This is a genomic window from Candidatus Aalborgicola defluviihabitans, from assembly GCF_016705985.1.
In the GTDB taxonomy this organism is placed as follows: domain Bacteria; phylum Pseudomonadota; class Gammaproteobacteria; order Burkholderiales; family Burkholderiaceae_C; genus Allorhodoferax; species Allorhodoferax defluviihabitans.
Genome location: NZ_JADJKN010000002.1, coordinates 425101 through 450658, shown reverse-complemented (window position 1 = coordinate 450658; position 25558 = coordinate 425101). Strand labels below are relative to the sequence as shown.

The following is a 25558-nucleotide window of genomic DNA, read 5'->3' as shown; positions in this document are numbered from 1 at the left end:
AGATTTCCGGCTCGTTGAACTATTTGCGCATCAGGGTGCTTTTGCCAAAGAGCGACTCAATCAAATCCACCGCCACCTCGGCGGTGCGGTTGCGCTCATCGAGCGCGGGGTTGAGCTCCATTACGTCCAGCGAGGCCAGGCGCCCGGTGTCGGCAATCATTTCCATGCACAACTGCGCTTCGCGGTAGTTGGGGCCGCCGCGCACGGTGGTACCCACGCCAGGGGCAATGTCGGGGTCCAGAAAATCCACGTCAAAACTCACATGCAGATGGGTATTGGCATCCACCAGGGCCAAGGCCAGCTCCACGGCGGCGCGCATGCCCATCTCGTCGATGTAGCGCATGTCGAACACTTCCAGGTCCATCTGGTGCACAAAGCGTTTTTCACCTTCGTCCACGCTGCGGATGCCAATCTGGCGAATCCATTTGGGTGAAATGGCGGGCACGTGGCCGCCGATTTCAATCAGCTCCTTGGGGCCATGGCCGCACAGGCAGGCCATGGGCATGCCGTGGATGTTACCGCTGGGCGTTAGCGCGCTGGTATTGAAGTCGGCATGGGCGTCCAGCCAGAGAATCCGCAACTTCTTGCCCGTGTCGCGGCAGTGGCGCGCCACGGCACTGATAGAACCAATACCCAGGCAGTGGTCGCCGCCCAGCAAAATGGGCAGACGCCCATCTGCGAGTTCGGTGTACACGGCGTCGTGCACGGTCTGGTTCCAGTCTGTGACTTCGGCCAGGTGGCGGTAGCCGTTCACCGGCGGCAGCCAGGGGTTGGCCGGGCCGGACAGGTTGCCCCGGTCCAGTACCTCCAGGCCCTGCTGGGTCAGTACAGAGGCAATTTGGGCCACGCGCAGGGCTTCTGGCCCCATGCTGGCGCCACGGCTGCCAGCACCGATGTCGGTGGGTGCGCCAATGAGACTGATTTTGTTGTTCATGCAGGTGTGATGCGGTTAAGGGGTTTGCAGAGAAAAGACGGCGCGGCGTTCGCCAACCATCAGGCTGCGCGCATTGATGATGGGTATGGCGCGCCACGCCTGCAGGGCGTCGCGTTGGGCATTGTCCAGCCACCCCAATTGTTCCATCACTTCCACGCTGGCAGCGTACAGGGCAGACTTGTTGGCGTCGATGATCTTCAGCGCAAAGGCTTCGCCACGGCGGGTGTTGCCTACCACCTGCACACCATCGGCCCCCACCTTGCTGACCCAGTCGCCCCTGCCCGCGCGCATGAAGGCCAGGTCGTTGCGACCGGTGCCGCTGACCAGGTCGGGGTGGGTGGTCATGGCGCTGCTCAATTGGGCAAAGCTGTCCCCCATTTCTGGGTCTTGTGCGCCATTGGCCAGGCGGGCGTAGCCGTAGGCCAGGCGCCACAGCGGCATGGCGTAGTTGGGAGCCGAGCAGCCGTCGATACCCATTTTCAGGTCATCAGGTTGCATGCCAACGGCGCGAGCCACGTCGCGGCGAATGGCCTGTTGCAGCGGGTGGTCGGGGCCGATGTAGTCGTCCAGCGGCAGGCTGTGTTGTACGCAGTAGGCCAAAAAACCGGCATGCTTGCCGCTGCAGTTGTTGTGCAGTTCGTCAAACACGGCATCGTTGGGTGGCGCCTTGTCGAAGAAGCTGAAGCGCAGTGGCACATGGCAGCCACAGCGCAAGGCACGTGTGCCCAAGCCGGCCTTGTCCAGCATGTCTGTGACTTGTGCTACGTGCATGTCTTCGCCGTTGTGGCTGGCGCACAGCATGGCGATTTGCTGTGGGGTAAAGCCAAAGTACTGCGGCCCACCGGTTTCCAAAAAGGGCAGGGCTTGCAGCGCCTTGATCGTGGATCGGGTAAAGGTGAGCCAGTGTGGGTCGCCAGCAAAGGCGCGCAACTGGCCGTGGGTGTTGACCACGGCGATCGAGCCAAAATGCTGATTCTCCAGGGTTCCACCACGGGTCATTTCAATGAGGGGGGTATGCGACATGCCGAGATTGTGGAGCAAATTGCACAGCCCCGGCGCGCTGTCGCTCGATTGACGGACCCGCGCTGGGCGCTACCGCACAATGCCACCATGCACCCACTCCACTCTCCCCTGCAAGCCCAAGTTGTTCAATGGCTGGTTGCACCCGGCGACACGGTTCGAGCCGGCGATGTGGTCGTCATTCTGGAAGCCATGAAAATGGAGCACGAGGTGCGCGCCTTGGCGGATGGCCGTGTGACCGAGTTACTGGTCGCAGCGGGCGAGTTGGTGGGGGAAAACGATGTGCTATTAATTTCAGAGCATATTGCGTATGTTCCACGAGGGCTAGAGGCCAAAAATTCCAACAATGATTCGGTAAAAGCTGGTGTGGCCCCGACCCCGCGCCCCGATCTGCAGCGCCTGTTGGAGCGAGAGGCCTTCACGGCAGACGCCAGCCGGCCTGAGGCCATGACCAAGCGCCACGCCCAGGGCCTGCGTAGCGCCCGTGAAAACATCGCCGACCTGTGCGATGCCGGCAGCTTCACTGAGTACGGTGCCCTGGCGGTAGCCGCCCAGCGCAGCCGCCGCACGGAGGAAGATCTGATCCAGAACACCCCTGCCGACGGCATGGTCACCGGCCTGGGACAAGTCAACGGCCACTCCGTGGTGGCCATGGCCTACGACGCCACGGTGCTCGCTGGTACCCAGGGCATGCGCAACCACCAAAAGACCGACCGCATGTTGGGCATTGCACTGCAAAACAAGTTGCCCGTCGTGTTGTTTGCCGAAGGTGGCGGCGGGCGTCCGGGCGATGTGGATATGCCCATCGTGGCCGGTCTGCATGTGGCCACCTTTGCCAGTTACGCCCGCCTCAACGGTCAGGTGCCGGTGGTGGGTATCGTGGCCGGGCGCTGCTTTGCCGGCAACGCGGCGTTACTGGGTTGCAGCGATGTGATCATTGCAACCCGCGCCAGCAACATCGGCATGGGTGGCCCGGCCATGGTCGAAGGCGGTGGGCTGGGCGTGTTCAAACCAGAACAGATTGGTCCCAGCGCCGTGCAACATGGCAACGGTGTGATCGACATCCTGGTGGACGATGAGGCGCAGGCCGTCGCTGCCGCGCGGCATTACCTGTCTTTCTTTCATGGGCCGGTTGCTGAATTCACCGCCCCGCCAGAGCTGGCACTGCGCGATGGGGTGCCCGAGAACCGGCTGCGTGTTTATGACACCCGCCAGGTCATGGCTGGTGTGGTCGATGTGGGCTCGTTGCTGGAGCTGCGCAACGGCTTTGGCCTCGGTATCCACACCGCACTGGCCCGCATCGGCGGGCGCCCGGTGGGACTGTTGGCGAACAACCCCGCGCATCTGGGTGGCGCCATTGATGCCGATGCGGCCGACAAGGCGGCGCGCTTCATGCAACTGTGTAACGCCCATGGCTTGCCGCTGGTGAGCCTGGTAGACACCCCCGGCTTCATGGTGGGGCCGGATACCGAGGCCACCGCTCAGGTGCGCCATGTGAGCCGGATGTTCATTGCGGCGGCGCATTTGCGCGTGCCGTATTTGAGTGTGGTGCTGCGCAAGGGCTATGGCCTGGGCGCCATGGCCATGACGGCCGGGGGCTTTCACTCGCCTCTGTTCACGGTGGCTTGGCCAACCGGTGAATTTGGTGCCATGGGGCTGGAGGGGGCTGTGCGTCTGGGCTTTCGCCGCGAATTGGAGGAAGTACCAGAAGGCCCAGAGCGCCAGGCCATGTACGACCAACTGGTGGCGCAGCAGTACGACAAAGGCAGTGCCATCCACATGGCGACGACGCTGGAGATTGACGCTGTCATTGACCCTGCGGATACGCGCAGCTGGTTGCTCCAGGGCCTGGCCGCCGGGAAGGTGGCGGCGCTGGCCAACGAGCTGCGGATTGATGCTTGGTGATTTCGTCCTTTTGCAAGCCCCGGTGCACTGGCCATGGGTTTGTACCGGTCGATCAGACGGTCACAGACAACTACCATGTAAGCTAAGCCCTAAGCCAATTTACCAACGTGAGGAAACACCATGCCCGGATTACTGCCACAAATTGACCCTGATGGACTACTGGAGTTTTCGGTGGTGTACACCGACCGTGCGATCAACCATATGTCCCAGCGCTTCCAGTGCGTGATGAAGGACATCTCCGCCATCCTCAAAGAGGTGTACCACGCACGCTCCGCCATTGTGGTGCCCGGCAGCGGCACCTTTGGTATGGAGGCCGTGGCACGCCAATTTGCCACCGACAAGAAGACTCTGGTTATCCGCAATGGCTGGTTCAGCTACCGCTGGACGCAAATCTTTGACATGGGCCGCATACCCAGCGCGTCCACTGTATTGAAAGCCCGCCGCGTCGGCGATGGCAAACAGGCGCCGTGGATTCCCTGCCCAGTGGACGAAGTGGTGGCCGCGATTGCGCGCGACAAGCCGGACGTGGTATTCGCACCCCACGTCGAAACCTCCTCCGGTATGTTGCTACCCGACGCCTATATGAGTGCCGTGAGCGACGCCGTGCACGCCGTAGGTGGGTTGATGGTGCTGGACTGCATTGCCTCAGGCACCCTGTGGGTTGACATGCAGGCCACCGGCGTGGACGTGCTGATTAGCGCACCGCAAAAAGGCTGGAGCGGTTCACCCTGCTGCGCCATGGTTTGCTTAAGTGAACGTGCCCGCACCGCAATTGACGCCACCACCAGCACCAGCTTTGCCTGCGACCTGAAAAAATGGATGCAGATCATGGAAACGTACGAGGCGGGTGGTCACGCCTACCACGCCACCATGCCCACCGACGCCCTGACACGCATGCGCGATGTGATGCAGGAAACCCGCGATTACGGCTTCGAAAAGGTGCGTAACGAGCAAATCGAACTGGGCAGCAAGGTGCGCGCGCTGTTTGAGAGCCGGGGCATTGCAAGTGTGGCCGCAGAAGGCTTCAAGGCGCCGGGTGTGGTGGTGAGTTACACCGAAGACCCGGGTGTGCAGAACAGCAAGAAGTTCCTGGCGGCTGGCTTGCAGACTGCCGCTGGCGTGCCGCTACAGTGCGATGAGCCAGCCGACTTCAGCACCTTTCGCGTGGGGTTGTTTGGATTGGAGAAGCTGCACAACATGGATCGCACGGTGGAGCATCTACGGGTGGCGTTGGATACGATTTAGCGACCGTATACCCTCTCATGGGTCCGTGTATCTGGCGATGATGTGCGCCAGCTCGCCACTGCGCTTAAGTGTTGAAAGTTCGTGGTTGAAATCTTTGACTAAGGCACGGCGCTGCGGGGCGAACATCAGCCGGAGTTCAACCCCGTTATCCACGGACTCCAGTAAAAACCGCACATCTTTAATTCCCTCGCGCTGGAACAGCCAGCGTGCAGCCGATTCGTCGACCAGCGCTGCCTCGACGCGTTTGGCTTGCAGCATCTTCAGCATCGATAGGTCAGAGGTGGCGTCTGAGCGAATCAGCTGCCCCGATGCGAACTCACGCGTCAGCACCGTATAGACATAACCCAAACGCGTTCCTATGCGATGACCATGCAACTCTTTGACGGTTGTGTAGCCACTGTCGACACGAATAGCCAGAGCCGAACGGACCCTGATGATAGGGTCGGTAAAAACAAAGTCCCGGGCATGTTCGGACCACTCTATGGCGCGGGGTGTGGCATCCAGCTCTCCCGACATCAATTGGAGTTCAACCCGCTTGCGAGGAACCTCTGAGGTCATCACGCGGTAGCCAAGCTTTTTCAGAATCCGATGCGCAACGTCGTAAAGAATCCCATGTGAAGCGTGATTGGAGTCCATGTAGGTATAAGGAGCAAATCCACCCGGGGACGTGTTTAACACGATGGTGGGCTCCACCCAGCCTTGTGCAAGGGCTGGTCTGCACAGGCTGAAATTCGCGGCAATCACGAAGAGGGTCGCGGCGGCTATTCGCGCAGACAGGATATTTGAGAATAGAAACACCATCGGCCTATTCTCGTAGACTAGCTCAGCCTGGTCCAGGGTGTCAAAATCGTGGTAAATCCGGGTGCTTGATCTGCCCGCTGCGCACCAGCATCTTGCCGTACTCTGCGCAACGTTGCAGCGTTGGAATCACCTTGCCGGGGTTGAGCAATTCCTTGGTGTCGAAGGCACGTTTGATGCCCCTCATCTGGGCGTTCTCGGCGGCGCTGAACTGCACGCACATGCTGTTGAGCTTTTCCACGCCCACGCCATGCTCGCCGGTCACCGTGCCGCCCATCGCCACGCTGGTTTCCAGAATATCGGCACCAAACAGTTCACAGCGGTGCAATTGGTCAGGGTCGTTCGCATCGAACAGGATCAGCGGGTGCAAATTGCCGTCGCCGGCGTGGAATACATTGGCGCAGCGCAATTGGTATTTTTTCTCCATCTCCTGGATGGCCAGCAGGATGTCGGCCAGGCGCTTGCGCGGGATGGTGCTGTCCATGCACATGTAGTCGGGGCTGATGCGCCCGCTGGCCGGAAAGGCGTTTTTGCGCCCGCTCCAGAACTTCAGGCGCTCGGCCTCGTCGCGACTCACGGCGATGGCCGTGGCGCCATGGCTGCGCAACACACCACTCATGCGGCCAATTTCTTCTTCCACCTCTTCGGGCGTACCGTCGCTCTCGCACAGCAAAATGGCCTCGGCTGTCAGGTCGTAGCCGGCGTGCACGTAGTCTTCTACGGCGGCGGTCATGGGCTTGTCCATCATCTCCAGTCCGGCCGGGATGATGCCGGCGGCAATGACAGCCGCTACCGCGTCACCGGCTTTGCGGATGTCGTCAAAGCTGGCCATGATGCAGCGCGCCAAAATTGGTTTGGGCACGAGCTTGACGGTGACTTCGGTGATGATGGCCAACATGCCCTCGCTGCCGACCACCAGGCTGAGCAGGTCATAGCCCGGCGTGTCCAGCGCATCGCCGCCAAAGGTGATGGGGTCACCTTCAATGGTGTAGCCCTTGACCTTGAGCACGTTGTGCAGCGTCAGGCCGTATTTCAGGCAGTGCACGCCCCCCGAGTTCTCGGCCACGTTGCCGCCAATGGTGCAGGCGATCTGGCTGGACGGATCGGGTGCGTAGTACAGGCCCAGGGGGGACGCTGCCTCGCTGATGGCCAGGTTGCGCACACCGCACTGCACGACCGCCGTGCGGCTACGCTTGTCCACCTTCAGGATCTTGTTGAAGCGGGCCAAGGACAGGGTGACGCCCAAGGCATGTGGCATGGCACCGCCCGATAGCCCGGTGCCCGCGCCACGCGCCACCACCGGCACGCCCATTGTGTGGCAGGTTTTGAGGATGGCAGCCACCTGGGCCTCGGTTTCGGGCAGGGCCACTACCAGGGGGCGCTGGCGGTAGGCCGTCAGGCCATCGCATTCGTAGGGGGTGGTGTCTTCCCTGTTCCAGAGCAAAGAACTTGAAGGCAAATGGGCCTCTAGCCCTCGGACAATCTGCGATTGTAGCTCTGTTTTTTGTAGCAAATCGGTCTCTGAAGAGGCGCTGGAGGTATTCATGGCAAAGACTGTACGGCAAACCCTGGCGCGGTGGGGTGAAGAATTTGAACGGGGTTTGTGAAAAGCACCCCTGATCGGTTGAGGACAGAGCTTTGTTCCGTCACGCTGGCGTGCCCCGCCCATCGCAAAGTGGGCAGCGGAAAAGTCACTTCACCAGTTTTTTCAGGTTGAGGTCGCCGGGTCGTTCGCGCGCCAGCGCTTGCCAGATGGTTTGCGCATCGTCTGTGGCGCCGGCCTGTTGCAGCTGGGCGGCATAAAGAACCCAGGCCGAAAATGACGCGCCGGGCTCTGGCTTGATTGCTGCAAGAACCCTTGCTGCATCTTCTGCCACCACAAAAAAACCCGCGCTGGTGGCGTTGGAAACCGGGTCGCCGGTCTGGTTGAGCGGCTCAACTTTCCAGGTGTACTGGTTGCCCAGCCGCAGGCCGGAATCGGGGATGAGCGCCAGTTGTGCTTCGGTGGTGTTGCGCTGCCAGATGGCCCTGTTGGTGTCATCACTGACGGTCACGCGGTAGCTGCTGGCACCTGCCATGTGCGCCCATCGCAGGGTAGGCGTGGTGTCCGGTATGGCTGTATTGGACGGATACATGGGAAGTTTGACCAGCAGGGTCCGCATAGTCATCGAGGCCCTGGAGAGCTTGCCGGTTGCAATCCGGACATCAGGCAGTGAGCCGTCTGCGACGCTTCGCACCTTGACCGTGCCGGTGGTCAGAGAGAGCACGCCGGCGCTGGCGATGCGAAACTGCCCCGGGCCGCTGGCAAGGTACTCCTTGCCCGTGACCAAGTCGATCGCGGTAAATTGGAGGCCCGCCGGCGCTTCGACCAGGCTTCCGTTAACCACTTCGTTCAGTATTGCCAGGGGCGGTTTGCTGACCAGGCCGGGCTTACCGATCACATCGGTGATCAGGACGTCTGCCCAGCCACTGGTGGACAGAAAAAAATTGGCAACCAGCACGGCAACGGTGGCGGCTCTAAGCAGGCTCATGGCTGTTCCCCGGTTCGGGTTTCCAGGCAAATACCGCGATTGCAGAATGACCCCGGATGGACATCGTACCCATGGACACCAAGGCACGGGTGTCCGGGATGTGATGGTACACAGTGTTGGATAGCAGGACAGGAACCCCGGAGTCCTTGGTCAGTCCCTCGATGCGTGATGCAGTGTTCACCGTGTCACCAATTGCAGAATATTCGTAACGGTCCCGGGAGCCAACGCAGCCGATCAAGGCGGGACCGTAATCCAAACCCACACCAATGTCGATGGCGGGCGCGCCAAACACGGTCATGAGGCCATCCTCTATGAATTTGTCCAGTGTGCCGCCGTGGCTGTGAATGGTGCCCACCATGCTGCGCCGCTGTTGTGCGTGAACAGAATACCGTGTGATGTTCCGTACGGGGAGGTCCAGCCAGGCAGCGCCAGCGGTGTGCGCTGGTGATCGTCGAATGACATGACGCCACCCAATAAGACGGCTTTGTTAGAGAACGTAGCACGCAACAGGTCCACCTGACCCTCGCGCTGCCAAGCAAGTACCAGGTGCAGGGGCAGGTATTGGAAGGCCAGACGGATGGCGTAGTTGATGAGCCCAGGCGTCGTCGGTGCACCCATGGCGCGCGCCAAAGCCGCATCCAGCCCCGGCAGCAGCTTGTCAAACGAACTGGCAGGTAGCAGCACGGCCAGGCCTACCACGCTGGGACGTGCTATGGCCATGGCCTCCATGAACGCACCCAGTTCCCTGTGTAGCAAAGCGCCTGGGACGCCGAACTGGACCATATCCTCGTCATCGATGCCGACAATGGCGACAGGCTCGTCATCCAGGATGGAATAGTTGAGCGACAGAAAACGGAATTGCTGGTCGCGCCATTGGCTTTCCAGCAGTTGGAATAAATGGGTTGCAAAACACGCCAGTGCAAGCAGCCAGGGCAGGGCCAAACCGGCTGCGTTGATCCAGTGTTTTCTCTGGCGAGGTGCCATGGCAATGTGATGGGACGCGGGGCAGGGGTTAGCCGGGCGTGCATTCAGTTTGGATGCGGCTGCTTCTAGCGCTTCACCAGCGCAATGGGAAAGTCGCTTATGCCAGATGGCGTGATACTGACCGGCGATTGCTGGCCATTGGTCAGTTCTTTCACGCGCTCGGCTACATAGAAGTCCAGCGCCTTGTGAGTGACGATCCCAGTCTTTCGGAAATCTGCTTTGCCAGTCAGTCCTTCAACTACCGCTTTGGTAAACGCGCCGTTGCCCCATTCAGGTGCCTCTCTCGAAAACTGCCGACCGGTTGACGCAGCAAAAACGATGACGCCATTTTCGGCGGATGCAAGTTCGTTGACTACGGCATTGACGTCGACCACTCCACGGGTCTTCGCGGTCCCCAGGGCGTTGCCTGAGTGGCAGCTATCGATGAAGAACAAAGCCTTGCCGGCGATGCTGTTCAACGCGAGTTTGATGTCGTTTTGTGCAACCCCGGTTCGCAGCAGTTGTTCCGGATTGCCGTCGTAGGGCAGGAAAAAGTAGTTGCCAGCGTTGTCGTTGAGGCCGTGCCCGGCAAGAAAAAGGATACCGACGTCACGGGAAGTTACCTCGCGCTTGAGCCACTCCAACCCGTCAAGAACGTCGTCCTTTGTGGCTTTTCCGTCAGTGAGAACCTTGACCTCCACATCGCGGTACAAGCTTCCCTTTTGCAAGGCCATCGCCTCGCTGAAGTCAGCCGCGTCCTTGGCGGCGAAGTCGAGGTTGTATGACGCATTGCGGTACTTGGACATGCCAACCGCCAGCAGATAGAGCTTGGGCGCCAGGGAGAGGTCGTTCCTGGCCGAGTTTCCGGGTGTCGTGTCGCGGGGCCTTGCACCTGACCATTTCACCGGAACAACAGCGGGAGTCGATACTCCGTTGCGATTCTCGGCAAATACCTGTATCTCCGAGTCGTCTGCGGGGACCTTGACGGTGATCTCGCGCCCGAATGCGCCGGATGTATCCGGGCTTCCCGCAAGGCGAGTCTCTGGCTGCAACAGACCGTTGACCCGGACACGTACTGACAACACGGGCGCATCGTTGGGCGAGCGGATGACAAGGCGAAGCGTTACGTCCGCTTTGGAGGTCGACACCTCACCCAGTGGTGCCAGTATTTCCACAACGGGAGGCAGCGCAACTCCGGCAACCTCGGTTCGCGGTTTCCGGTCGGCGTCCGCGTCGGCCAGGCGGACCGCCTGTTGAATGTCGCCCATTTCAATTACCTTGGCGATCACGTCGGGGCGATAGAAATTGCCCCGAAAACGTGAGGCAGGGAAAAAATCCGCCGCCAGATCTTTGCCACGGTTGAGATGCCAACCCATCAAGTCTTCAGATCCTGGACCCGCTGCAAAATATCCGGATGGCGACCATAAAACCCACCTGCGGCCATCCGGGTGCGCGTACAAAATCAATTGCTCCGAACCATCTTGCGCTGCGTACCAATGTAGGGTTCCATCACTAAACGCTGCTACAACCCATCGACCGTTTTCGGAAATATTGACCTGCCAGGTTGTGCCTGGCGCAGCCACTCGCCACAGTTCTTTTCCATTCGCGTTGTAATACCGGACGTGCTGGCTGGTCCCCAGCGCAAAGCCGGCGTTGTTCGGTGCAACGGCCACTGTCATGGACAGCTCAGCTTCATTCAGTACTATGCGGCGCTGGTTCATGGTGGGCATGGTGCTTTCAAACCAATCCGCGACAACCATTGGCGCTTTTCCTGCGCTGGACGGCTTCCATTGGGCTTGGGGAGACGTCCACTGCAATTGCACGACGTCAAACCCGACAACACCACCCGAACCTCCGTTGCGGTGCAGCGGAAAGGCGACGGCTCCCCCATCCCGCGACAGCCGAAACGTGTCTCGCGCATTGCGAAAGTCCGCCAGAGCGCTGCCAAAAGAATGATTGGCATATCCACTGGGAGTGCTTTCCAGCCATCCCCATGCGGGTTCGGCGGAAGCATAGACTACACGCCTGTCGGGCAAGGCGTGGACGCCTACAATGCTGTTGCTGGCAATGCTTTCGTCGTTGGCCGCACCGGTGCCGCGCTCTTGCCAGCGTCTGATGCCGTTCAAGTGATCTGTTCTCCTCCAGGTTCCTGCGGCCAACAGCTCGCGGCCATCCCGTGTCCAGGCAACGGCATTCAGCCCCCCACCGGGGATACCTGCTGCACTAGGCACGTAGGCCAGCTCCAAGGTATCTGCTTTCAGCACAGAGACCGATGCGGAGTTCGAAAACCCCACGGCCAGCAGCGTGTCGTCGGCAGACCAAGCCACACCAAACGGCTGACGGCCTTGGGCGGGTCGATTGCTGTTCATGAGCGTGAGTGAGTGCTGGGCAACTTTGTAGACCCGGATCAAGCCGTCTGTGCTTGCCAGGGCGAGCCGGGCCCCGTCGCCCGAGAATTTCGCACCTGAGACTGCTCCCTCATAGTGGTTGTCACTACCCGTTTCACGACTGCTGTGCCAGGCGGAATCGCTGCCAAACAGACGGACTCCATTCACTCCCCATAGCCCAATGGCGAGCGTCTTTCCATCCGGCGAAAAAACGAGTTGGGTAACAACATCCGGCAATCCAGTGATGCGATGCCTTAGCGCGCCACTTGCCCGATCAAACAGGTACACGTCGTTATCGGCCGACCAACCTCCGACTGCGACCATTGCACCGTCCGGCGTGATGGCCGCAGCATAAAGTTTTCCATCGTTTCCTGGACCCATTGGGGGGCGCAGGACTTTCAGCAACTTGCCGCTTTTAAGATCCCATACGCCTGCCGTCTTGTCTTCCGCTGCGGTGACGGCGTAGCGTCCCCCGCTGTCCACATCGATGGCACGAATCGGGGCGCTGTGGGAGCCGATACTGGTCCGCAAGATCGGGGCCTCGGTGGGCTGTTCTGACCCCGCAAACACATTCCATGCGCAGGCGACAAGTGCCAGTGCACAAGCGCGGCTGCGATACGTCTTCACCGTAGCCCTGACTCAACTCTTGGTCGGGCATTGGGTCGATTTGAACTCGATACGCCGATCCAGAGAGTCAAAGGGATCGCCTTTTCCGGTTGCGACAAGCGCTTCGCTGGAGCCATACCCCTTTGTCGTGATGACATTTGCAAGATCCTTGTGTACCGCGAGCAGGCGTTGCTTGACGTATTCGGCGCGTTGAAGTGCCAGACGCTCGTTCAGTGGCTCTGAGCCCCCGCGGCCCGTATGGCCACCCACTTCAAAGCAGGTCTCTGAGGTCTTGGCCAATTTTGAGGACACGCTGGCGAGTTCCTTGAGCCAGCTATCGTAGGGATTCTGGTCCTTTGCCAGCGCCGAACCACCGTTTTGGAAACCAAATTTGACGGCCAGGCGCTTGGCTCCCATGCCCCGTGATGCCATTTTCGAGAACTCCTGCATGGCTGCATTGCGCCTCCCCAGCTTGGCGTTGGAGAGGTAGATTCCCGTGTGCACCCTGGGTTGGTCACCTGCCGGATTTCGCAAAAGGGCCGTGAAGAGAGCCAAAGACTCCTTGTATTTCCTATTGTTGTAAGCCTTGGTGGCCTCATCAATGCCGGCAACGACGCTCACCTTGTCCAGATAGGCGGCGTTGATGGGATCTCCCGCGCTGGTTCCCTGGCAGGTCTTGATATAGCCCTCCACGATTTTGTCGTTGACCCAAAGGGGCGCATCGCGAAAATAGGGTAGGGGTGTCGGATCAATGCCGTCTGTTTGTGACCTGGCGAATCCTTTGCTGACAATCTTTCCGGTCTTGAGGTCGGCCAGTGCAAAGCAGACGCGATAGGCATCTCGTTCGCCGGAGGCCTTGCCTTGCAGGTTGATGGGTGTAAACGTTCCAATGAAAACCAGCGGCGCCGCTGCCAGGTTAGCGGAATTGAAGGGCTTGACCTGGTACCTGGGGTAGTTGTTGGCAACAATTTCTGTGACCTGCTGTTCCATGGCAACCGTGGCGACGGACTGCATCCCTGTCGTTCCATCGACCAGGGGGTCGATGACCAAATTGAAGGATTGGCCATCGGGTAATTTGGCTTTGGTGAACAAATCGCGTGCGGCCAGTTTGACGGCATCACCATAGGGCAGGGCGACAACGGGCGGTGGCGGTGCAGGCTGTGCAACCGCCACGGTAGCCGGCGCTTCGGGCGCTGTGCTTTGCACAACTTCCTGTGGGGCGCATGCGGCCACAGCTGCGCAAAGAAGGATGGTCATTCTTCGGGGGACCATGAGAACCCGTTCGCTCCCAAAGGCGGCGTTGCGTGAAAAATATTTCATGGAATGGCCTTTATGGAGTGGGAGGATTTACACCGTACCGACGGCATGAATTTAGTCCAATTGCCTGAACTATGCAACAAAGGACACTTGCACGTTGCCGACACCATGATGTTGAGATGCTGAAAATCCAGGGCTGTCGGTCAAAGGCGCAAAGTCTACAAAAAACGTGGACTCACCGGGCTTTATGGTGCCCCAATTTTCACGCGATGGTCTGTTTCAACCACTCGACAAAGGTAGTGCACTCCCAGCGGTCCATCATGCCCGTTCGCCAGCACAGGTAGTGGGCGTGCGGGCTGGGGACGGCGTTGGCAAACACATCGCTGCTGCCCAGGCGTACCAAGGAGCCGGTTTCCAGCCAGGGCGCACCCAGCTTGAGTCGCACCAGACCAATGCCCATGCCGGCGGCCGCGCCATCGCACATCAGGCCAATGTCGTTGAACTGCGAGCCCTCCACTGGCTCGGGCCAGTCCAGACCACGCGCGGCAAACCAGGTGCGCCAGGGCTCCAGTGGGCTTCGCAACAGGGGCAGGCTTTGCAAGTCCTGCGCTGCATCGAACGGGCCGTGTTCGCGTATGAACGCGGGTGAGGCCAGCGGCGCAACCTCATCCTTCATCAACAGCGTGTGTTCCATATCCGCATAGCGCCCGGTCCCAAAGCGTACCACCAGGTCGGCGTCTTCGGCCACCACGTCCAGCAGTGGAATGGAGACCTGCAGCGTGAGGTCGATTTCGGGGTAGGCGTCGGTGAACTGGCGCAGGCGTGGGATCAGGATGGAGCGTGAGAAGGTGGGCGTAACTGCCAGGCGCAGCTTGCGTTTGCCCGGTGCGGCGGCGGAACTGGGAAACTTTTGCAGAATGGCCAGTCCCTCCCGCACGTGGGCCAGGTATTCGCTGCCTTCGGTGGTGAGCGAAAAGTCGGCGCGGCCAAATAGTTTGGTGCCTATGATTTCTTCCAGCTGGCGCACCCGGTGACTGACTGCGCTGGGGGTCACACATTGCTCCTCGGCGGCCTGGGTCACGCTGCGCAAGCGCGCCAAAGCCTCAAAGGTCAACAAGCACTGAATGGGGGGGATGCGGGCGGCACTCATGTGCTCACTATAATTCGGCCGCTATCGCCCGCGCGGGTTTCCCCCGCCCAACAACCTATCCGCAGGAACTGCCGTGTCCGACACCCTCGCCGTATTGCCGCAGTACATCATCCCCAAGCAGGCGCTCACAGCGCTGGCAGGTAAATTGGCCAGCGCCCGTGCCGGTAGCTGGACCACGGCGGTGATCCGCTGGTTTGTCAAACGCTACCAGGTCAATATGGCCGAGGCGGCCAACCCCGATATTGCCAGCTACGCAACTTTCAACGATTTCTTTACTCGTCCGCTCAAAGATGGTGCGCGCCCACTGGCGCGGGCCGATTGCGTATGCCCGGTGGATGGGGCCATCAGCCAGTTTGGCCCCGTCAACAAAGATCAAATCTTCCAGGCCAAGGGCCACAGCTACTCCACTACCGCGTTGGTGGGGGGCGATGCCGCACTGGCCGCGGAGTTTGAGGACGGTCACTTCGCCACGCTGTACCTAAGTCCCAAGGACTACCACCGCATTCATATGCCTTGCGATGGGGTGTTGCGCCGCATGATTTATGTGCCGGGTGATTTGTTCTCGGTCAACCCAACGACAGCACGTGGCGTACCGGGGTTGTTTGCGCGCAACGAGCGCGTGGTCTGTGTGTTTGACTCAGCCCAAGGACCGTTTGTTCAGGTGTTGGTGGGCGCCACCATTGTGGGCAGCATGGCCACGGTCTGGCATGGCATGGTCAACCCGCCGCGCCCAGGGCATTTGTGGGAGCGCCTGTACAAAGACGGCGGGGTGAAGTTGGCCCAGGGCGCTGAGATGGGACGTTTTCTGCTGGGGTCTACCGTAGTGCTGCTGTTTCCGCGTGGGCCGTTGGCGTTCAACCCCCAATGGGCGCCCACTGGTGTCATCCGCATGGGTGAAGCCATGGCGACGCGGGCATAGCCCAATAACCTCAGCGCGATCACCTTCACATGTTGCCAAAATGGCAGTAGAGGAAGTAAGCTGCTAGTCTGATTAAAACCGGAAGGGTACCGCGATGCAAACATTCCAACTTGCTGAGGGGTTTTCGGGGCGGCGAGTGGCTGGTATCGCGGTGTGCAGCCTGGCATTGGCAGGGTGCGCACAACAGCCTGTGACTGAACGGCCCGCCGAGGTATCGCCAGCCGTCGCCGCGCAGATTGACGCACTGGTGGCCGAGTATGTGCCGTCTATCTTGCCGGGCCTGCAATTGGCGGTCGGCAAGGGTGGCACGGTGCTGTATGCGCGCGGATATGGCGCAGCCGATATCAAGGCGGGTGTGCCCATGTCGGCGGCTACACCGGTGAAGATTGGCTCTGTCACCAAGCAACTGACGGTCGCCGCACTACTCAAATTGCAGGAGCAGAAAAAAGTTGCGTTGTCCGATCCACTGTCACGTTGGATACCCGAGGTGCGCTACCGGCCGGAGCCCACCATCGGCCAGCTCATGCAGATGGTGGCGGGCATTCCCGGTGCGTTGCAAGACCCCGACGATCTGCTGCTGGGCAGTGTGCCGACGGTACTGACCGAGCCGCCGCTGTCGAATGAAAAGTTCTTTGCCAACCTGACTGCGCGCGGCCTTTTTGCGCCGCCGGGCGCGGCCTACGATTATTCGAATGCCGGTTACGTCCTGTTGGGTCGCGTCATCGAGCGTGTCAGCGGCCAGCCACTGGAGCAGGCCTTCACGCAGTTGCTGTTCAAGCCCACGGGCATGTCGGAGTCTTATCTGCTGGGGCCGCAGGCCAGGCCCGAAGCCGCGCGTGGCTACTACCGCGTCAAACCGGGCGATGCCTGGTTGATCTGTCCGGACCTCAATTCCGGCTTTGATGCGGCAGGTGGCGTGGTGTCTACCGCCTCCGATATCGTGCGATGGGATGGCGCACTGAAGGGTGGTGTATTGTTGTCGCCCGCCAGTCTGGCTTTGATGCGCACGCCAGCCCGGCTCGTCAATGGAAAGTTTTCTCCCATCGGCATGGGTCTGGCGGCGCTGGGTGGACCGGGAAGTTATGGCGCTGCCGGACAGACGGTCAGCTTTGCGGCGGCCAATGCCAGTTATGGCAGCGGCTATGACGTGGTGCTACTGGCCAATGGCAGCAACACCGTGGGCGATGTGGCCTACCCCCGCTTTGTGCTGGCGGCGCGCATCCACAATGTGCTCAACCCCTCTGCGCCCGAGCCGGTACCGGCCCTGCCGCCCAGCGCCGGCATCATCGAGCCGACGGCACCTACGGAGTTGCTGCGCCTGTGCCAGTAGGCCCCGGGCAGGCCGCAGCTATTTGAAAATCACGGTCTTGTGACCGTTCAAGAGCACGCGGTGTTCGCAGTGCCACTTGACGGCGCGGGCCAGCACCTGGCTTTCGGTGTCACGTCCCATGGCGGTCAGGTCTTCCACTGTTTTGCTGTGGTCTGCGCGGGCCACGTCCTGCTCGATGATGGGGCCTTCGTCCAGGTCGGCCGTCACGTAGTGCGCGGTGGCGCCGATCAGCTTGACACCCCGGTCATGCGCCTGGGAGTAGGGTTTGGCGCCCTTGAAGCTGGGTAAAAAGCTGTGGTGGATATTGATGGCGCGCCCGGCCAGCTTCTGGCAAAAATCGTCGCTGAGGATTTGCATATAGCGCGCCAGCACCACCAGTTCGGCGCCCTCGGTCTCGATGATTTCGAATTGCCGGGCCTCTACCTTGGCCTTGGTGTCGGCAGTGACCGGAATGTAGTGAAACGGCACGTTGTAGCTGGCCGCCAACTGGTAGAAATCGCGGTGGTTGGAGATGATGGCGCGAATGTCCAGTGCCAGCAGTCCGCTCTTCCAGCGAAACAGCAGGTCGTTGAGGCAGTGGCCTTCCTTGCTCACCAGCAGCACGGTGCGCATGGGTTGCGCCGTTGCGTGCAAGCTCCATTGCATGGAGTAGGGCCTGGCGAAGAACCCCAGTTGCGAGCGCAAGTCCTGGTGGGTTAGCCGCACGCAGTGAAACTGCACGCGCATGAAAAACAGGCCGGTGTCCTGGTCGTTGTACTGGGCGGCTTCCTCAATATTGCCGCCGCGTTCCAGCAGAAAGCCGGACACAGCGTGGACCAGTCCCAGACGATCCGGGCACGACAGGGTAAGAATATAGGTCTGCTTCATAGTGCGCCCATTGTCGCGCATGGACCAACCCGGTCGTTTTCTCAGGCTGGGTGGCTGAGTTCCTGCTTTTCCTGGCAGTGGATGCAGCGCGGGGCTTCGGGTGTGGCATGCAAGCGTGCCGGTGCAATGTGGGCGCCGCATTCGGTACATTCGCCGTAGTTGCCGGCGTTGATGCGGGCCAGGGCCGCGTCAATGGCGGACAGTTCGGCCAATTCGCGCTCGCCCATGGCAAATTCCAGTTCGCGTTCCGGTGGCCAGTTGCGCACCCGAGTCTTCTGGGTGCCCAAAGTGGTCGGCGGCAACCTCCACCCGGCTGACCACGCCGCCGCGTTGCTCGGCAATTTGAGCCAGTAGGGACGCACGCAAGGCGGCTAATTGCTGTTGGTAGGTGCTGATGTGTTGCGAATTCATGGTCTATTGCTTTCTGTGTTGGATTTAGTGCACCACGATTGGGTTTTGGGCCAGCTCGGCATATTGCTCCAGCGTGTCTTCTACCTCTTCCTGGGTGGGTGTCTTGACCTGCCAGGCGACGATGTGCTGCTGGAACAATTCTGCCCATGAGCCGTCCAGGTACACCTCTTTGCCCGCCCGTTTGTCCACAATCTCGAAGCCATGGCGCGCCATGACGGGAATGCCGTTGGGGTACTGTGGGTTCTGGGCTGCGTTGGCCGCCTCTGCATCATCTGCATCGGCGTTGGCCAGCATGTGGGTGACGGTGTAGCTGTCGGAGTCGTAGAGGGTGTGCATAGGAAGCATGATAGGGCCTGTATTGCAATTGGATGCAAACCCTGTGAATTCAAGAGGTTACAAGCGCAGGGGCTATTTCTGCGTTGAGCGCCACTGTTGGTCTACAAAGTCGCCGTTGCGCTGCGTCAGGCGAATGCGCACCGGCAAGTAACCCAGTTCCGGGGCCATCCAGATTTCGGTTTTGGGATCAAATTCGCCAGCCGGGTCGCGCCACAGGCGCAGTGCACTGATTTCGCCGCCGGGCATGCTCAGCTTTTCTGTGGTGCCCACCGTAAACACCCAGGAATCGGCTGAACGCGGCCCCACCGCCTGAAAGGCCAGGGTGCTGCCGTTGGGATATCCATTGGGTTCGCCCGCCAGCATGGCCGCAACCTGCATGAAGATGCTGAGCTGGTCCTGGGCGCCGGCCAACAGCGGCACATCGGGCGTGTTGGCGCTGAAAGTGATCTTGCCCTTTTCGCGTTCGAAATGCGCCGCAACCTCGCTCTTGACCTTGTCGCCAAAGCGGGTGGGCTCCAGCCCCTGGGCGGTCAACGCGCCGGTGCTGGTCTGCACCCGCGAGCCCAGCAGGAAGTGGCTTATTTCCATGCGCGCGTCATAGTGCTTGCCATCCTGCGTCCACTGCAGTTCGCCATTTACGTGGTACGGAAAACCCTTCACCTCGCCGGTGATGGCGTACTTCAGACGCGCTGAGGGCGGAATCACGAAGTTGCGTACCGTCTTGACTGGCAGGGGTTTGGGTGCGGTCGGCGTCGGGATCTCGGCGGCTGCCAATAGCGTCGGGGTCTCAGGGGTGGGAGGCTCGACTGGCAATGATGATGCTATTGTTTCAGTAGCTGCTTGTGTAGTGTTGTCGAGGGCTGGAGGGGCATTTTCTTCCAAGGAACGGTTGACAAACAGGCTGGTATCCTGGGTGGGCCGCTTGCCAACGCGCGCGTGTGGGTGGGGCACCCGTCCCGGGTTCACAGCCACCGGTTGCGTTGCTGGCGCAGGGCGAGCGGAAGGGGGAGGAGCGTCAATGGTGCGGGTGGTAAAGGCCCAACTGCTGGCGCCTTCGCGATCCTCATGTGCGGCCAGCGCCAGCGGTGCTGCCCGCAGCACGGCCCAGTGCGCCAGCACCACCACCAGCGTCAGCAGCACCAAGCGCCAGGCTGGGCGCCGTCGGGCAAGGGTGGGGGTGGTGTGTGCGGGCATGGTTGGGAACTGGCGGTATGCCAGGGCAGTTTAATTCAGAGCGACAATTCCCCCATGAAACTCGCTACTTACAAAGATGGCTCGCGCGATGGTCAACTGGTCGTGGTCTCGCGCGATCTCAGCCAGGCGCATTACGCCTCCCACATTGCCAACCGCCTGCAGCAGGTGCTGGACGACTGGAATTACCTCTCGCCCCAGTTGCAAGATGTGTACGAGCGCCTGAACGCCGGGCGCGCCCGCCACGCCTTTCCTTTTGACCCGTTGCAGTGCATGGCACCCCTGCCGCGTGCCTACCAGTGGGCCGATGGCTCGGCCTATATCAACCACGTGGAGCTGGTGCGCAAGGCGCGTGGTGCTGAGGTACCCCGATATCCCCCAGGGCTGCGCCGCCGACCGTGCGCTGGACGGCATCCGCCTGATCTTGCTGGTGAACGATGTGAGCCTGCGCAACCTGATTCCGCCCGAACTTGCCAAGGGCTTTGGCTTTGTGCAGAGCAAACCCGCCACGGCTTTCAGCCCGGTGGCCGTGACGCCCGATGAACTGGGTGACGCCTGGGTCAAGGGCCGCGTGCACCTGCCGCTTGCCAGCACCTGGAATGGCCGCAAGGTCGGCCTGTGCGACGCCGGGCCGGACATGACCTTCCACTTTGGCCAGCTGATTGCCCATTTAGCCAAAACGCGCAATGTGCGCGCCGGCTCCATTATCGGCTCGGGTACGGTCAGCAACAAGGGTGTAACCAAAGGCACGGGCGACAAGGCCCGCACCGACTGGCCCAAGGGCTACAGCTGCATCGCCGAAAAGCGCGCCACGGAAACCATTATGGATGGCCAGCCCAGCACCGGCTTCATGCAGTACGGCGACACCATCCGCATCGAGATGAAGAACGCAGAAGGTCAGAGTATTTTTGGGGCGATTGAGCAGGAAGTGGTGGCGCCGCTTACCCCTTCATCAACTGCACCACAAACGTCTTGATTCCGCGCAGCAGCATTTCCACCGCGACCGATACCAGCACCAGGCCCATCAACCGCTCCACGGCGGTGACCAGCCGCGTGCCAATAACGCGCTGAATGCGCTCGGCCGATACCAGCACCACGGCGCTGATAGCCATGGTCACGCACAGAGCGCCTATCCATTCCAGGCGCCGCTCAGGTTGCTGCGATACCAGCAACAGAACGGTGGCCAGGGCAGACGGCCCGGCAATGGCCGGAACGGCCAGTGGCACGATCAACGGCTCTGCCAACTGCTGCTCTTCGGCGGAGCTGGCCGGCGGGAACACCATGCGCAGTGCGATCAGGAACAGGATGACGCCGCCGCCAATTTGCAGCGCCAGTTCGCTCAGGTTCATCACCCGCAGGAAGCCTTCACCCACAAACATGAAGGTCAGCAACAAGGCAAAGGCAATCAAAATTTCGCGCAGGATCACGCGGGCACGCCGCTCAGGCGCCACGGGCCGCAGCGCGTTGGCAAAGATCGGAATGTTGCCAATGGGATCGGTGATCAGCACCAGCAAAATGGTGGCAGAGAGAAAGGTGTATTGCGTCATGGAATATCGATTGTGCGGTGACGGGGCCTGTGTGCGTAGTCTGCCAAAGAATTGACCCAGCTTAAGGTTGTGCTGGTCTCATCGTTGATAATGCGGCTCATGCGAACCCTGCGCCACTTCACGACTTTCACCCGCCTTGTGCTGGCGTGGTTCGTGTTGTCGTTGGGCGTGGCGGTGGCGTCTCCCATCGTCAAACCGCAAGATATTCTGCTCGTGTGCACTGGTGCCGGTGCCATGAAGGTGTTGGTCAAGGCCGCCGACGGCAGCACCAGTGATCTGGCCGGCACCACCCTGGATTGTCCGCTGTGCGCCACAATGTCCGCGCCGCCTCCGGTGGTCGGCCTAAGCGCAGAACCCACGCAACCCCTGGCCTACGCCCTGCAGGCCATTCCCAGCGCGCACATTGCTGCGCGCACCGCCGCGCCCATGCCGGCGCGCGGGCCCCCAACCGTCTGAACTATCAAACTTGTAGCGCCTTACGCCCTTTTGACGAGGGCTAGAGGCTGTTTTCTTGATATTTCGGAAGTTGTTTCATGCATTTGCATCGCATTGCTTTGGCTGTAGCCATTGCATTTCCTGTTTCGTTACCCATTGTTGTCCTCGCCCAGGGCGTCGCCACCGAAGCGCAGCTCCAATCCGTCCAAATTTCCAGTGCACGCGCGCCATTGGACCCCAACCTGCCCAGCAGCACGGCCAGCCGCACCGCCGAACAACTGCGCGAGCAGACCATCTACAACCCGGAAGACATTGCCGTCAACCTGCCCAGTACCACCATCCGCAAGCGATACTTTGGCGACCGCAACGCCAACGTGGGCGGACGCAGCTACGGCACCCTGCAGCCGGGCCGCGCCCTGGTGTACCTGGATGGCTACCTGATTTCCAATTTCCTGGGCCGCTTTGATGCGCCGCGCTGGAACATGGTGAACGTGGAGGCCATTGAGCGCATCGACGCGCTGTATGGCCCGTTTTCGGCGATCTACCCTGGCAACTCCATTGGCACCACACTGATCGTGAGTGAGCGCAAACCCAAGGGCCTGGAGGCCTCGGCCAGCGTCAAGCTCAATCAGCAGGGTTTCAGTGAATACGGCACCAGCGAGAGCCTGACCAGCAAGCAACTGTCCGCCCGCATCGCGTCGCGCCTGGATTCGGGCCTGTGGTACAGCTTGGGTGCACAGCACCAGGACAGCCAGGGCCACCCTATGGGATACGCCAACGCGGTGCGCGGGGCCACGGCGGGTGCCTTCGCCGCGCCCACAGCCAGCGCCACGCGGGTCAGCGGCATCCTCTACGATCTGGATCCGCAAAGCCGCGACCGCGCCATTTTTGGTGCCAACAGCATCGACCATAGCGTGCAAGACACCGCCAACCTGCGCCTGGGCTATGCGATTTCGCCCACCCAGGAGATCGAGGGCCGCCTGTCCTGGTGGCACGATGACAGCTCCGTGCGCGCCAGCACCTATCTGCGCGATGCACTGGGCAACCCGGTGTGGGGCGGTGTCGTGACCGATGGTGTGCGTCAGTTCACGCTGACGCCCGACGCCTTTGCGCCCAGTCTGCGTGATGAGGTGCATCGCCAGCTCGGTGTGACCTGGAAAACCAAGTACGCCAAGGGCTGGAACGCCTCGGTAGTGGCCACCGACTATCGCATCATCAGCGACGCAGCGCGCCAGGCCAATCTGGCCCAGCCGCAGGCTGACCTTGGCGGTGCCGGCAGTGTGACGCGGCGCGACGGTACTGGCTGGAACACCTTTGAAGTGCAGACCGCCTACACACCCACCGAGGGCGACTTTGGCAATGGCCAGCACGCGTTGGTGCTCGGCCTGCACCGCAACCAGTACCAGCTGGAAAACGTGGTCAACAACGCCAGTGATTGGCGCAGCACAGAGACCACGCAAAACCAAAGCTACTACGGCAAGACCACCATCACCGCGCTGTATGCGCAAGATGCCTGGAAGCTGCACCCGGACTGGATGCTGACCACCGGCCTGCGTTTTGAGAACTTTGAATCGCTGGATGGCTCGCAGTACTTTGCAGGCCCACCGGTGGCGCAAAGCAGCTTCCCCGGGCGCAGCCTCACGGCCCTGAGCCCCAAGCTGTCGCTGGCCTGGGGTGCCACGGACGATGTGGTGATCAAGACCAGCCTGGGGCGCGGCGTGCGCTTTCCCAATGTGGACGAACTGTTCAACGGCACCAAGACGGGCTCCAGCATCACCACCAGCGACCCCAATCTGCGGCCCGAAGTGTCGGATTCGCTGGAGTTGTCGGCCGAGCGCGAATGGGGCAAGCACTGGCTGCGCGCCAGCCTGTTCCGCGATGATGTGACTGACACCATCCTGCGCCAGACCGACGCCACGGTGACCCCCACCGTCACTCGCGTGAGCAACGTGGACAAGGTGCTGACCCAGGGTATCGAGCTGGTCTGGCAGAGTCGGGACGTGGGAATTCAGGGGCTGAATCTGGGCGGCAGCGCCACCTGGACCGATGCCACGGTTACCGCCAACGCGGCCAACCCGGCCCAAGTTGGTAAACAGTGGTTGCGCATCCCGCCACAGCGCTACACCGTGCAGGCCAGCTACCGACCCAACGCCGAATGGCTGTTTGGCGCTTCCTGGCGCTGGGCCAGCACCATGTTCAACACGGAGTTGAACATCGACAACAACCCCAATACCTATGGCGGCACCTCCAGCGTGAACCAGCTTGACCTCAAGGCCGCCTGGAAGTTTGCCAAGCATTGGGAGTGGAGCGCAGGCATCAACAACGTGGGCAACCAGCCGTCCTGGCAGGGTCACACCATGCCCCAGCGCAGCGTGCAGACTGAAGTGCGTTACAGCCTGCTGTGAGGATGGCCACCATGAACCGACGCACCATGAAGCAAGCCACCATCACCCACCTGCTGCGCCTGGCCCTTGTGGCGCTGGGCCTTGCCACTGTGTTGGCTCAGGCGCACGAAGGGCCTATGGCGGTGCCCGACGTCAAGGCCGCAGTCGCCAAGCCGGCGCGCAAGCCCCGTGCGCAACTGGCGGTGGGCACCGCCTTTGCGCCAGATGGCACCCTGTGGCTGGTGGGGCTCAATGCCGACAACCAGTTGTTTGTACAAACGACCACCACCACCACGGCCACCGCACCGTCCACCCGCTCCCCGCGCTGGAGCGCACCGCGCGTGCTGGACACCACGGGCGATGCGGTCTCTGCCGATGGCGAAAACCATCCCAAGCTGGCCTTTGGTCCCAAGGGCTACGCAGTGATCAGCTACACGCAACAGGGTGCCAAGCCCTACACCGGCATGATCCGCATGCTGCGCTCGACCGACGGCGGGCAAACCTTCTCGCAACCCTTCACCGTGCATGCCGACCGCCAGGAGATCACCCACCGTTTCGAGTCCATCGCCTTTGACGCCCAGGGCGTGCTGCACACCCTTTGGCTGGATAAGCGAGACCTGGAAACGGCGCCGCGTGGTGCCAATGGCAAGCCCGACTACCGTGGCGCAGCGGTGTACCGCAACACCTCGGTGGATGGCGGTGCCACCTTTGGCCCCGATATAAAGCTGGCTGACCACAGTTGTGAATGCTGCCGCATTGCGCTGGCGCAAGGCCAGGACGGCCATGTGCGTGCCCTGTGGCGTCATGTGTTTGAGCCCAATGTGCGGGACCACGCCTTTGCGTCACTCGATGCGGATGCACCGCAAATGCCCCAGCTGGTGCGCGCCACTTTTGACGACTGGCACATCGACGCCTGCCCGCACCATGGCCCCGGTCTGGCCGCGGCGGCGGGTGGTGGCTTTCATGCCGTCTGGTTTGGCGCCCGCCAAGAAGGCGGCCAGTCGGTGTCTGCCGTGCGCTATGGCCGCCTGGGGCCTGATGGGAGTCCGGTTGCAGACACGGTACGCCGCCTGCCCGATGAGCGCGCCGAGCATGCCGATGTCGCAGCCCAGGGCGCACGCGTGGCCGTGGTCTGGCGCAGCACCGATGGCATGACCAGCACGCTTAAAGTCTGGCTGTCTGCCGACGGTGGCCAGCACTTTCATGTCAAAACACTTGCCCAAGCTCAGGGCGACAACGACCACCCGCGTCTGGCGCAACAGGGTGGGCGTCTGGTGGTAGTCTGGCGCACTGCAAAGGAGGTACAGCTTCATGACATTCCCTGGTAAATGGCCGCGCCGCG

21 protein-coding genes and 3 pseudogenes are annotated in these 25558 nt (G+C 61.2%); 8 read left to right on the top strand and 16 right to left on the bottom strand.

Annotated elements, in window-relative coordinates:
* Positions 1-19: 19 nt before the first annotated feature.
* The gene (rocF, locus tag IPI80_RS02520) at positions 20-934 is read right to left on the bottom strand and encodes an arginase (RefSeq protein WP_413856827.1); all 915 of its coding nucleotides are present in this window, start codon (positions 932-934) and stop codon (positions 20-22) included.
* Between the two features lie 15 nt (positions 935-949).
* On the bottom strand, positions 950-1957 hold the full coding sequence (locus IPI80_RS02515) for an asparaginase (RefSeq protein WP_413856825.1): 1008 nt from the start codon (positions 1955-1957) through the stop codon (positions 950-952).
* An 87-nt stretch (positions 1958-2044) separates the two neighbouring features.
* On the opposite strand from IPI80_RS02515, the pseudogene IPI80_RS02510 reads away from it, so the two are divergent.
* Positions 2045-3859, top strand: a pseudogene (locus IPI80_RS02510) (carboxyl transferase domain-containing protein); the annotation flags it as partial.
* Positions 3860-3979: 120 nt separating this feature from the next.
* Positions 3980-5104, top strand: coding sequence for an aminotransferase class V-fold PLP-dependent enzyme (locus IPI80_RS02505; protein WP_413856823.1), 1125 nt, complete (start codon positions 3980-3982; stop codon positions 5102-5104).
* Positions 5105-5119: 15 nt separating this feature from the next.
* On the opposite strand, the gene IPI80_RS02500 is transcribed toward IPI80_RS02505, so the two are convergent.
* The 9 genes and pseudogenes from IPI80_RS02500 to IPI80_RS02460 all read right to left on the bottom strand — a co-directional run bounded on the left by IPI80_RS02500 (position 5120) and on the right by IPI80_RS02460 (position 14796).
* Entirely contained in the window at positions 5120-5905 is a 786-nt protein-coding gene (locus tag IPI80_RS02500; RefSeq protein WP_413856821.1) for a substrate-binding periplasmic protein, read from the bottom strand.
* A gap of 40 nt (positions 5906-5945) precedes the next feature.
* A complete protein-coding gene (locus tag IPI80_RS02495; RefSeq protein WP_413856819.1) occupies positions 5946-7448 on the bottom strand; it encodes an FAD-linked oxidase C-terminal domain-containing protein in 1503 nt (500 codons plus the stop codon).
* 145 nt (positions 7449-7593) lie between these two features.
* Positions 7594-8433: a hypothetical protein gene (locus tag IPI80_RS02490; protein ID WP_413856817.1), complete on the bottom strand. Its 840-nt coding sequence runs from the start codon at positions 8431-8433 to the stop codon at positions 7594-7596.
* Positions 8420-8830, bottom strand: coding sequence for an adenylate/guanylate cyclase domain-containing protein (locus tag IPI80_RS02485; RefSeq protein ID WP_413857580.1), 411 nt, complete (start codon positions 8828-8830; stop codon positions 8420-8422). Before IPI80_RS02485 ends, IPI80_RS02490 begins: the two co-directional genes overlap by 14 nt.
* Entirely contained in the window at positions 8743-9417 is a 675-nt protein-coding gene (locus tag IPI80_RS02480) for a CHASE2 domain-containing protein (RefSeq protein ID WP_413856815.1), read from the bottom strand. Before IPI80_RS02480 ends, IPI80_RS02485 begins: the two co-directional genes overlap by 88 nt.
* Before the next feature lie 65 nt (positions 9418-9482).
* Positions 9483-11555 carry a caspase family protein gene (locus tag IPI80_RS02475; RefSeq protein WP_413857578.1) on the bottom strand — a complete coding sequence of 691 codons (2073 nt, stop codon included), beginning with the start codon at positions 11553-11555 and terminating at the stop codon, positions 9483-9485.
* A gap of 660 nt (positions 11556-12215) precedes the next feature.
* Positions 12216-12353 (bottom strand): annotated as a pseudogene (locus tag IPI80_RS02470) (hypothetical protein); the annotation flags it as partial.
* Between the two features lie 69 nt (positions 12354-12422).
* On the bottom strand, positions 12423-13646 hold the full coding sequence (locus IPI80_RS02465; protein ID WP_413856813.1) for an OmpA family protein: 1224 nt from the start codon (positions 13644-13646) through the stop codon (positions 12423-12425).
* A 262-nt stretch (positions 13647-13908) separates the two neighbouring features.
* A complete protein-coding gene (locus IPI80_RS02460) occupies positions 13909-14796 on the bottom strand; it encodes a LysR substrate-binding domain-containing protein (protein WP_413856811.1) in 888 nt (295 codons plus the stop codon).
* A 73-nt stretch (positions 14797-14869) separates the two neighbouring features.
* Here IPI80_RS02460 and asd point away from each other — a divergent pair, with 73 nt between their 5' ends.
* Both asd and IPI80_RS02450 read left to right on the top strand, forming a co-directional pair.
* The gene (asd, locus tag IPI80_RS02455; protein WP_413856809.1) at positions 14870-15715 is read left to right on the top strand and encodes an archaetidylserine decarboxylase; all 846 of its coding nucleotides are present in this window, start codon (positions 14870-14872) and stop codon (positions 15713-15715) included.
* Between the two features lie 94 nt (positions 15716-15809).
* Positions 15810-17045, top strand: a complete 1236-nt coding sequence (locus IPI80_RS02450) for a serine hydrolase domain-containing protein (RefSeq protein WP_413856807.1) — start codon at positions 15810-15812, stop codon at positions 17043-17045.
* Between the two features lie 18 nt (positions 17046-17063).
* Here IPI80_RS02450 and purU read toward each other — a convergent pair whose 3' ends face one another.
* From purU to IPI80_RS02430, 4 genes are all read right to left on the bottom strand, one after another.
* A complete protein-coding gene (gene purU / locus IPI80_RS02445; RefSeq protein WP_413856805.1) occupies positions 17064-17912 on the bottom strand; it encodes a formyltetrahydrofolate deformylase in 849 nt (282 codons plus the stop codon).
* A gap of 41 nt (positions 17913-17953) precedes the next feature.
* The gene (locus IPI80_RS02440; protein ID WP_413856803.1) at positions 17954-18178 is read right to left on the bottom strand and encodes a TraR/DksA family transcriptional regulator; all 225 of its coding nucleotides are present in this window, start codon (positions 18176-18178) and stop codon (positions 17954-17956) included.
* Between the two features lie 169 nt (positions 18179-18347).
* Positions 18348-18659: a DUF3567 domain-containing protein gene (locus tag IPI80_RS02435; protein ID WP_413856801.1), complete on the bottom strand. Its 312-nt coding sequence runs from the start codon at positions 18657-18659 to the stop codon at positions 18348-18350.
* 72 nt (positions 18660-18731) lie between these two features.
* Positions 18732-19853: a DUF3108 domain-containing protein gene (locus IPI80_RS02430; RefSeq protein ID WP_413856799.1), complete on the bottom strand. Its 1122-nt coding sequence runs from the start codon at positions 19851-19853 to the stop codon at positions 18732-18734.
* A gap of 54 nt (positions 19854-19907) precedes the next feature.
* On the opposite strand from IPI80_RS02430, the pseudogene IPI80_RS02425 reads away from it, so the two are divergent.
* A pseudogene (locus IPI80_RS02425) lies at positions 19908-20826 on the top strand (fumarylacetoacetate hydrolase family protein).
* Here the strand turns inward: IPI80_RS02425 and IPI80_RS02420 are convergent.
* Positions 20792-21397, bottom strand: coding sequence for a MarC family protein (locus tag IPI80_RS02420; RefSeq protein ID WP_413856797.1), 606 nt, complete (start codon positions 21395-21397; stop codon positions 20792-20794). The pseudogene IPI80_RS02425 and the gene IPI80_RS02420 sit on opposite strands and share 35 nt — an antisense overlap.
* A 99-nt stretch (positions 21398-21496) precedes the next feature.
* Between IPI80_RS02420 and IPI80_RS02415 the strand changes: the two genes are divergently transcribed.
* The 3 genes from IPI80_RS02415 to IPI80_RS02405 all read left to right on the top strand — a co-directional run bounded on the left by IPI80_RS02415 (position 21497) and on the right by IPI80_RS02405 (position 25544).
* Entirely contained in the window at positions 21497-21853 is a 357-nt protein-coding gene (locus IPI80_RS02415) for a hypothetical protein (RefSeq protein ID WP_413856795.1), read from the top strand.
* A gap of 77 nt (positions 21854-21930) precedes the next feature.
* Positions 21931-24237 carry a TonB-dependent receptor gene (locus IPI80_RS02410; protein WP_413856794.1) on the top strand — a complete coding sequence of 769 codons (2307 nt, stop codon included), beginning with the start codon at positions 21931-21933 and terminating at the stop codon, positions 24235-24237.
* A gap of 11 nt (positions 24238-24248) precedes the next feature.
* A complete protein-coding gene (locus IPI80_RS02405; protein ID WP_413856793.1) occupies positions 24249-25544 on the top strand; it encodes a hypothetical protein in 1296 nt (431 codons plus the stop codon).
* Positions 25545-25558: the final 14 nt, after the last annotated feature.

Excerpts from the sequence above, each read along its gene's own strand:
- purU (WP_413856805.1), bottom strand. The coding sequence starts at position 17,912 with ATGAAGCAGACCTATATTCTTACCCTGTCGTGCCCGGATCGTCTGGGA.
- IPI80_RS02515 (WP_413856825.1), bottom strand. The coding sequence starts at position 1,957 with ATGTCGCATACCCCCCTCATTGAAATGACCCGTGGTGGAACCCTGGAG.
- IPI80_RS02430 (WP_413856799.1), bottom strand. The coding sequence starts at position 19,853 with ATGCCCGCACACACCACCCCCACCCTTGCCCGACGGCGCCCAGCCTGG.
- IPI80_RS02405 (WP_413856793.1), top strand. The coding sequence starts at position 24,249 with ATGAACCGACGCACCATGAAGCAAGCCACCATCACCCACCTGCTGCGC.
- IPI80_RS02450 (WP_413856807.1), top strand. The coding sequence starts at position 15,810 with ATGCAAACATTCCAACTTGCTGAGGGGTTTTCGGGGCGGCGAGTGGCT.
- IPI80_RS02420 (WP_413856797.1), bottom strand. The coding sequence starts at position 21,397 with ATGACGCAATACACCTTTCTCTCTGCCACCATTTTGCTGGTGCTGATC.
- IPI80_RS02435 (WP_413856801.1), bottom strand. The coding sequence starts at position 18,659 with ATGCACACCCTCTACGACTCCGACAGCTACACCGTCACCCACATGCTG.
- IPI80_RS02500 (WP_413856821.1), bottom strand. The coding sequence starts at position 5,905 with ATGGTGTTTCTATTCTCAAATATCCTGTCTGCGCGAATAGCCGCCGCG.
- IPI80_RS02460 (WP_413856811.1), bottom strand. The coding sequence starts at position 14,796 with ATGAGTGCCGCCCGCATCCCCCCCATTCAGTGCTTGTTGACCTTTGAG.
- IPI80_RS02495 (WP_413856819.1), bottom strand. The coding sequence starts at position 7,448 with ATGAATACCTCCAGCGCCTCTTCAGAGACCGATTTGCTACAAAAAACA.
- IPI80_RS02490 (WP_413856817.1), bottom strand. The coding sequence starts at position 8,433 with ATGAGCCTGCTTAGAGCCGCCACCGTTGCCGTGCTGGTTGCCAATTTT.
- IPI80_RS02415 (WP_413856795.1), top strand. The coding sequence starts at position 21,497 with ATGCGAACCCTGCGCCACTTCACGACTTTCACCCGCCTTGTGCTGGCG.
- IPI80_RS02480 (WP_413856815.1), bottom strand. The coding sequence starts at position 9,417 with ATGGCACCTCGCCAGAGAAAACACTGGATCAACGCAGCCGGTTTGGCC.
- IPI80_RS02410 (WP_413856794.1), top strand. The coding sequence starts at position 21,931 with ATGCATTTGCATCGCATTGCTTTGGCTGTAGCCATTGCATTTCCTGTT.
- rocF (WP_413856827.1), bottom strand. The coding sequence starts at position 934 with ATGAACAACAAAATCAGTCTCATTGGCGCACCCACCGACATCGGTGCT.
- IPI80_RS02505 (WP_413856823.1), top strand. The coding sequence starts at position 3,980 with ATGCCCGGATTACTGCCACAAATTGACCCTGATGGACTACTGGAGTTT.
- IPI80_RS02465 (WP_413856813.1), bottom strand. The coding sequence starts at position 13,646 with ATGACCATCCTTCTTTGCGCAGCTGTGGCCGCATGCGCCCCACAGGAA.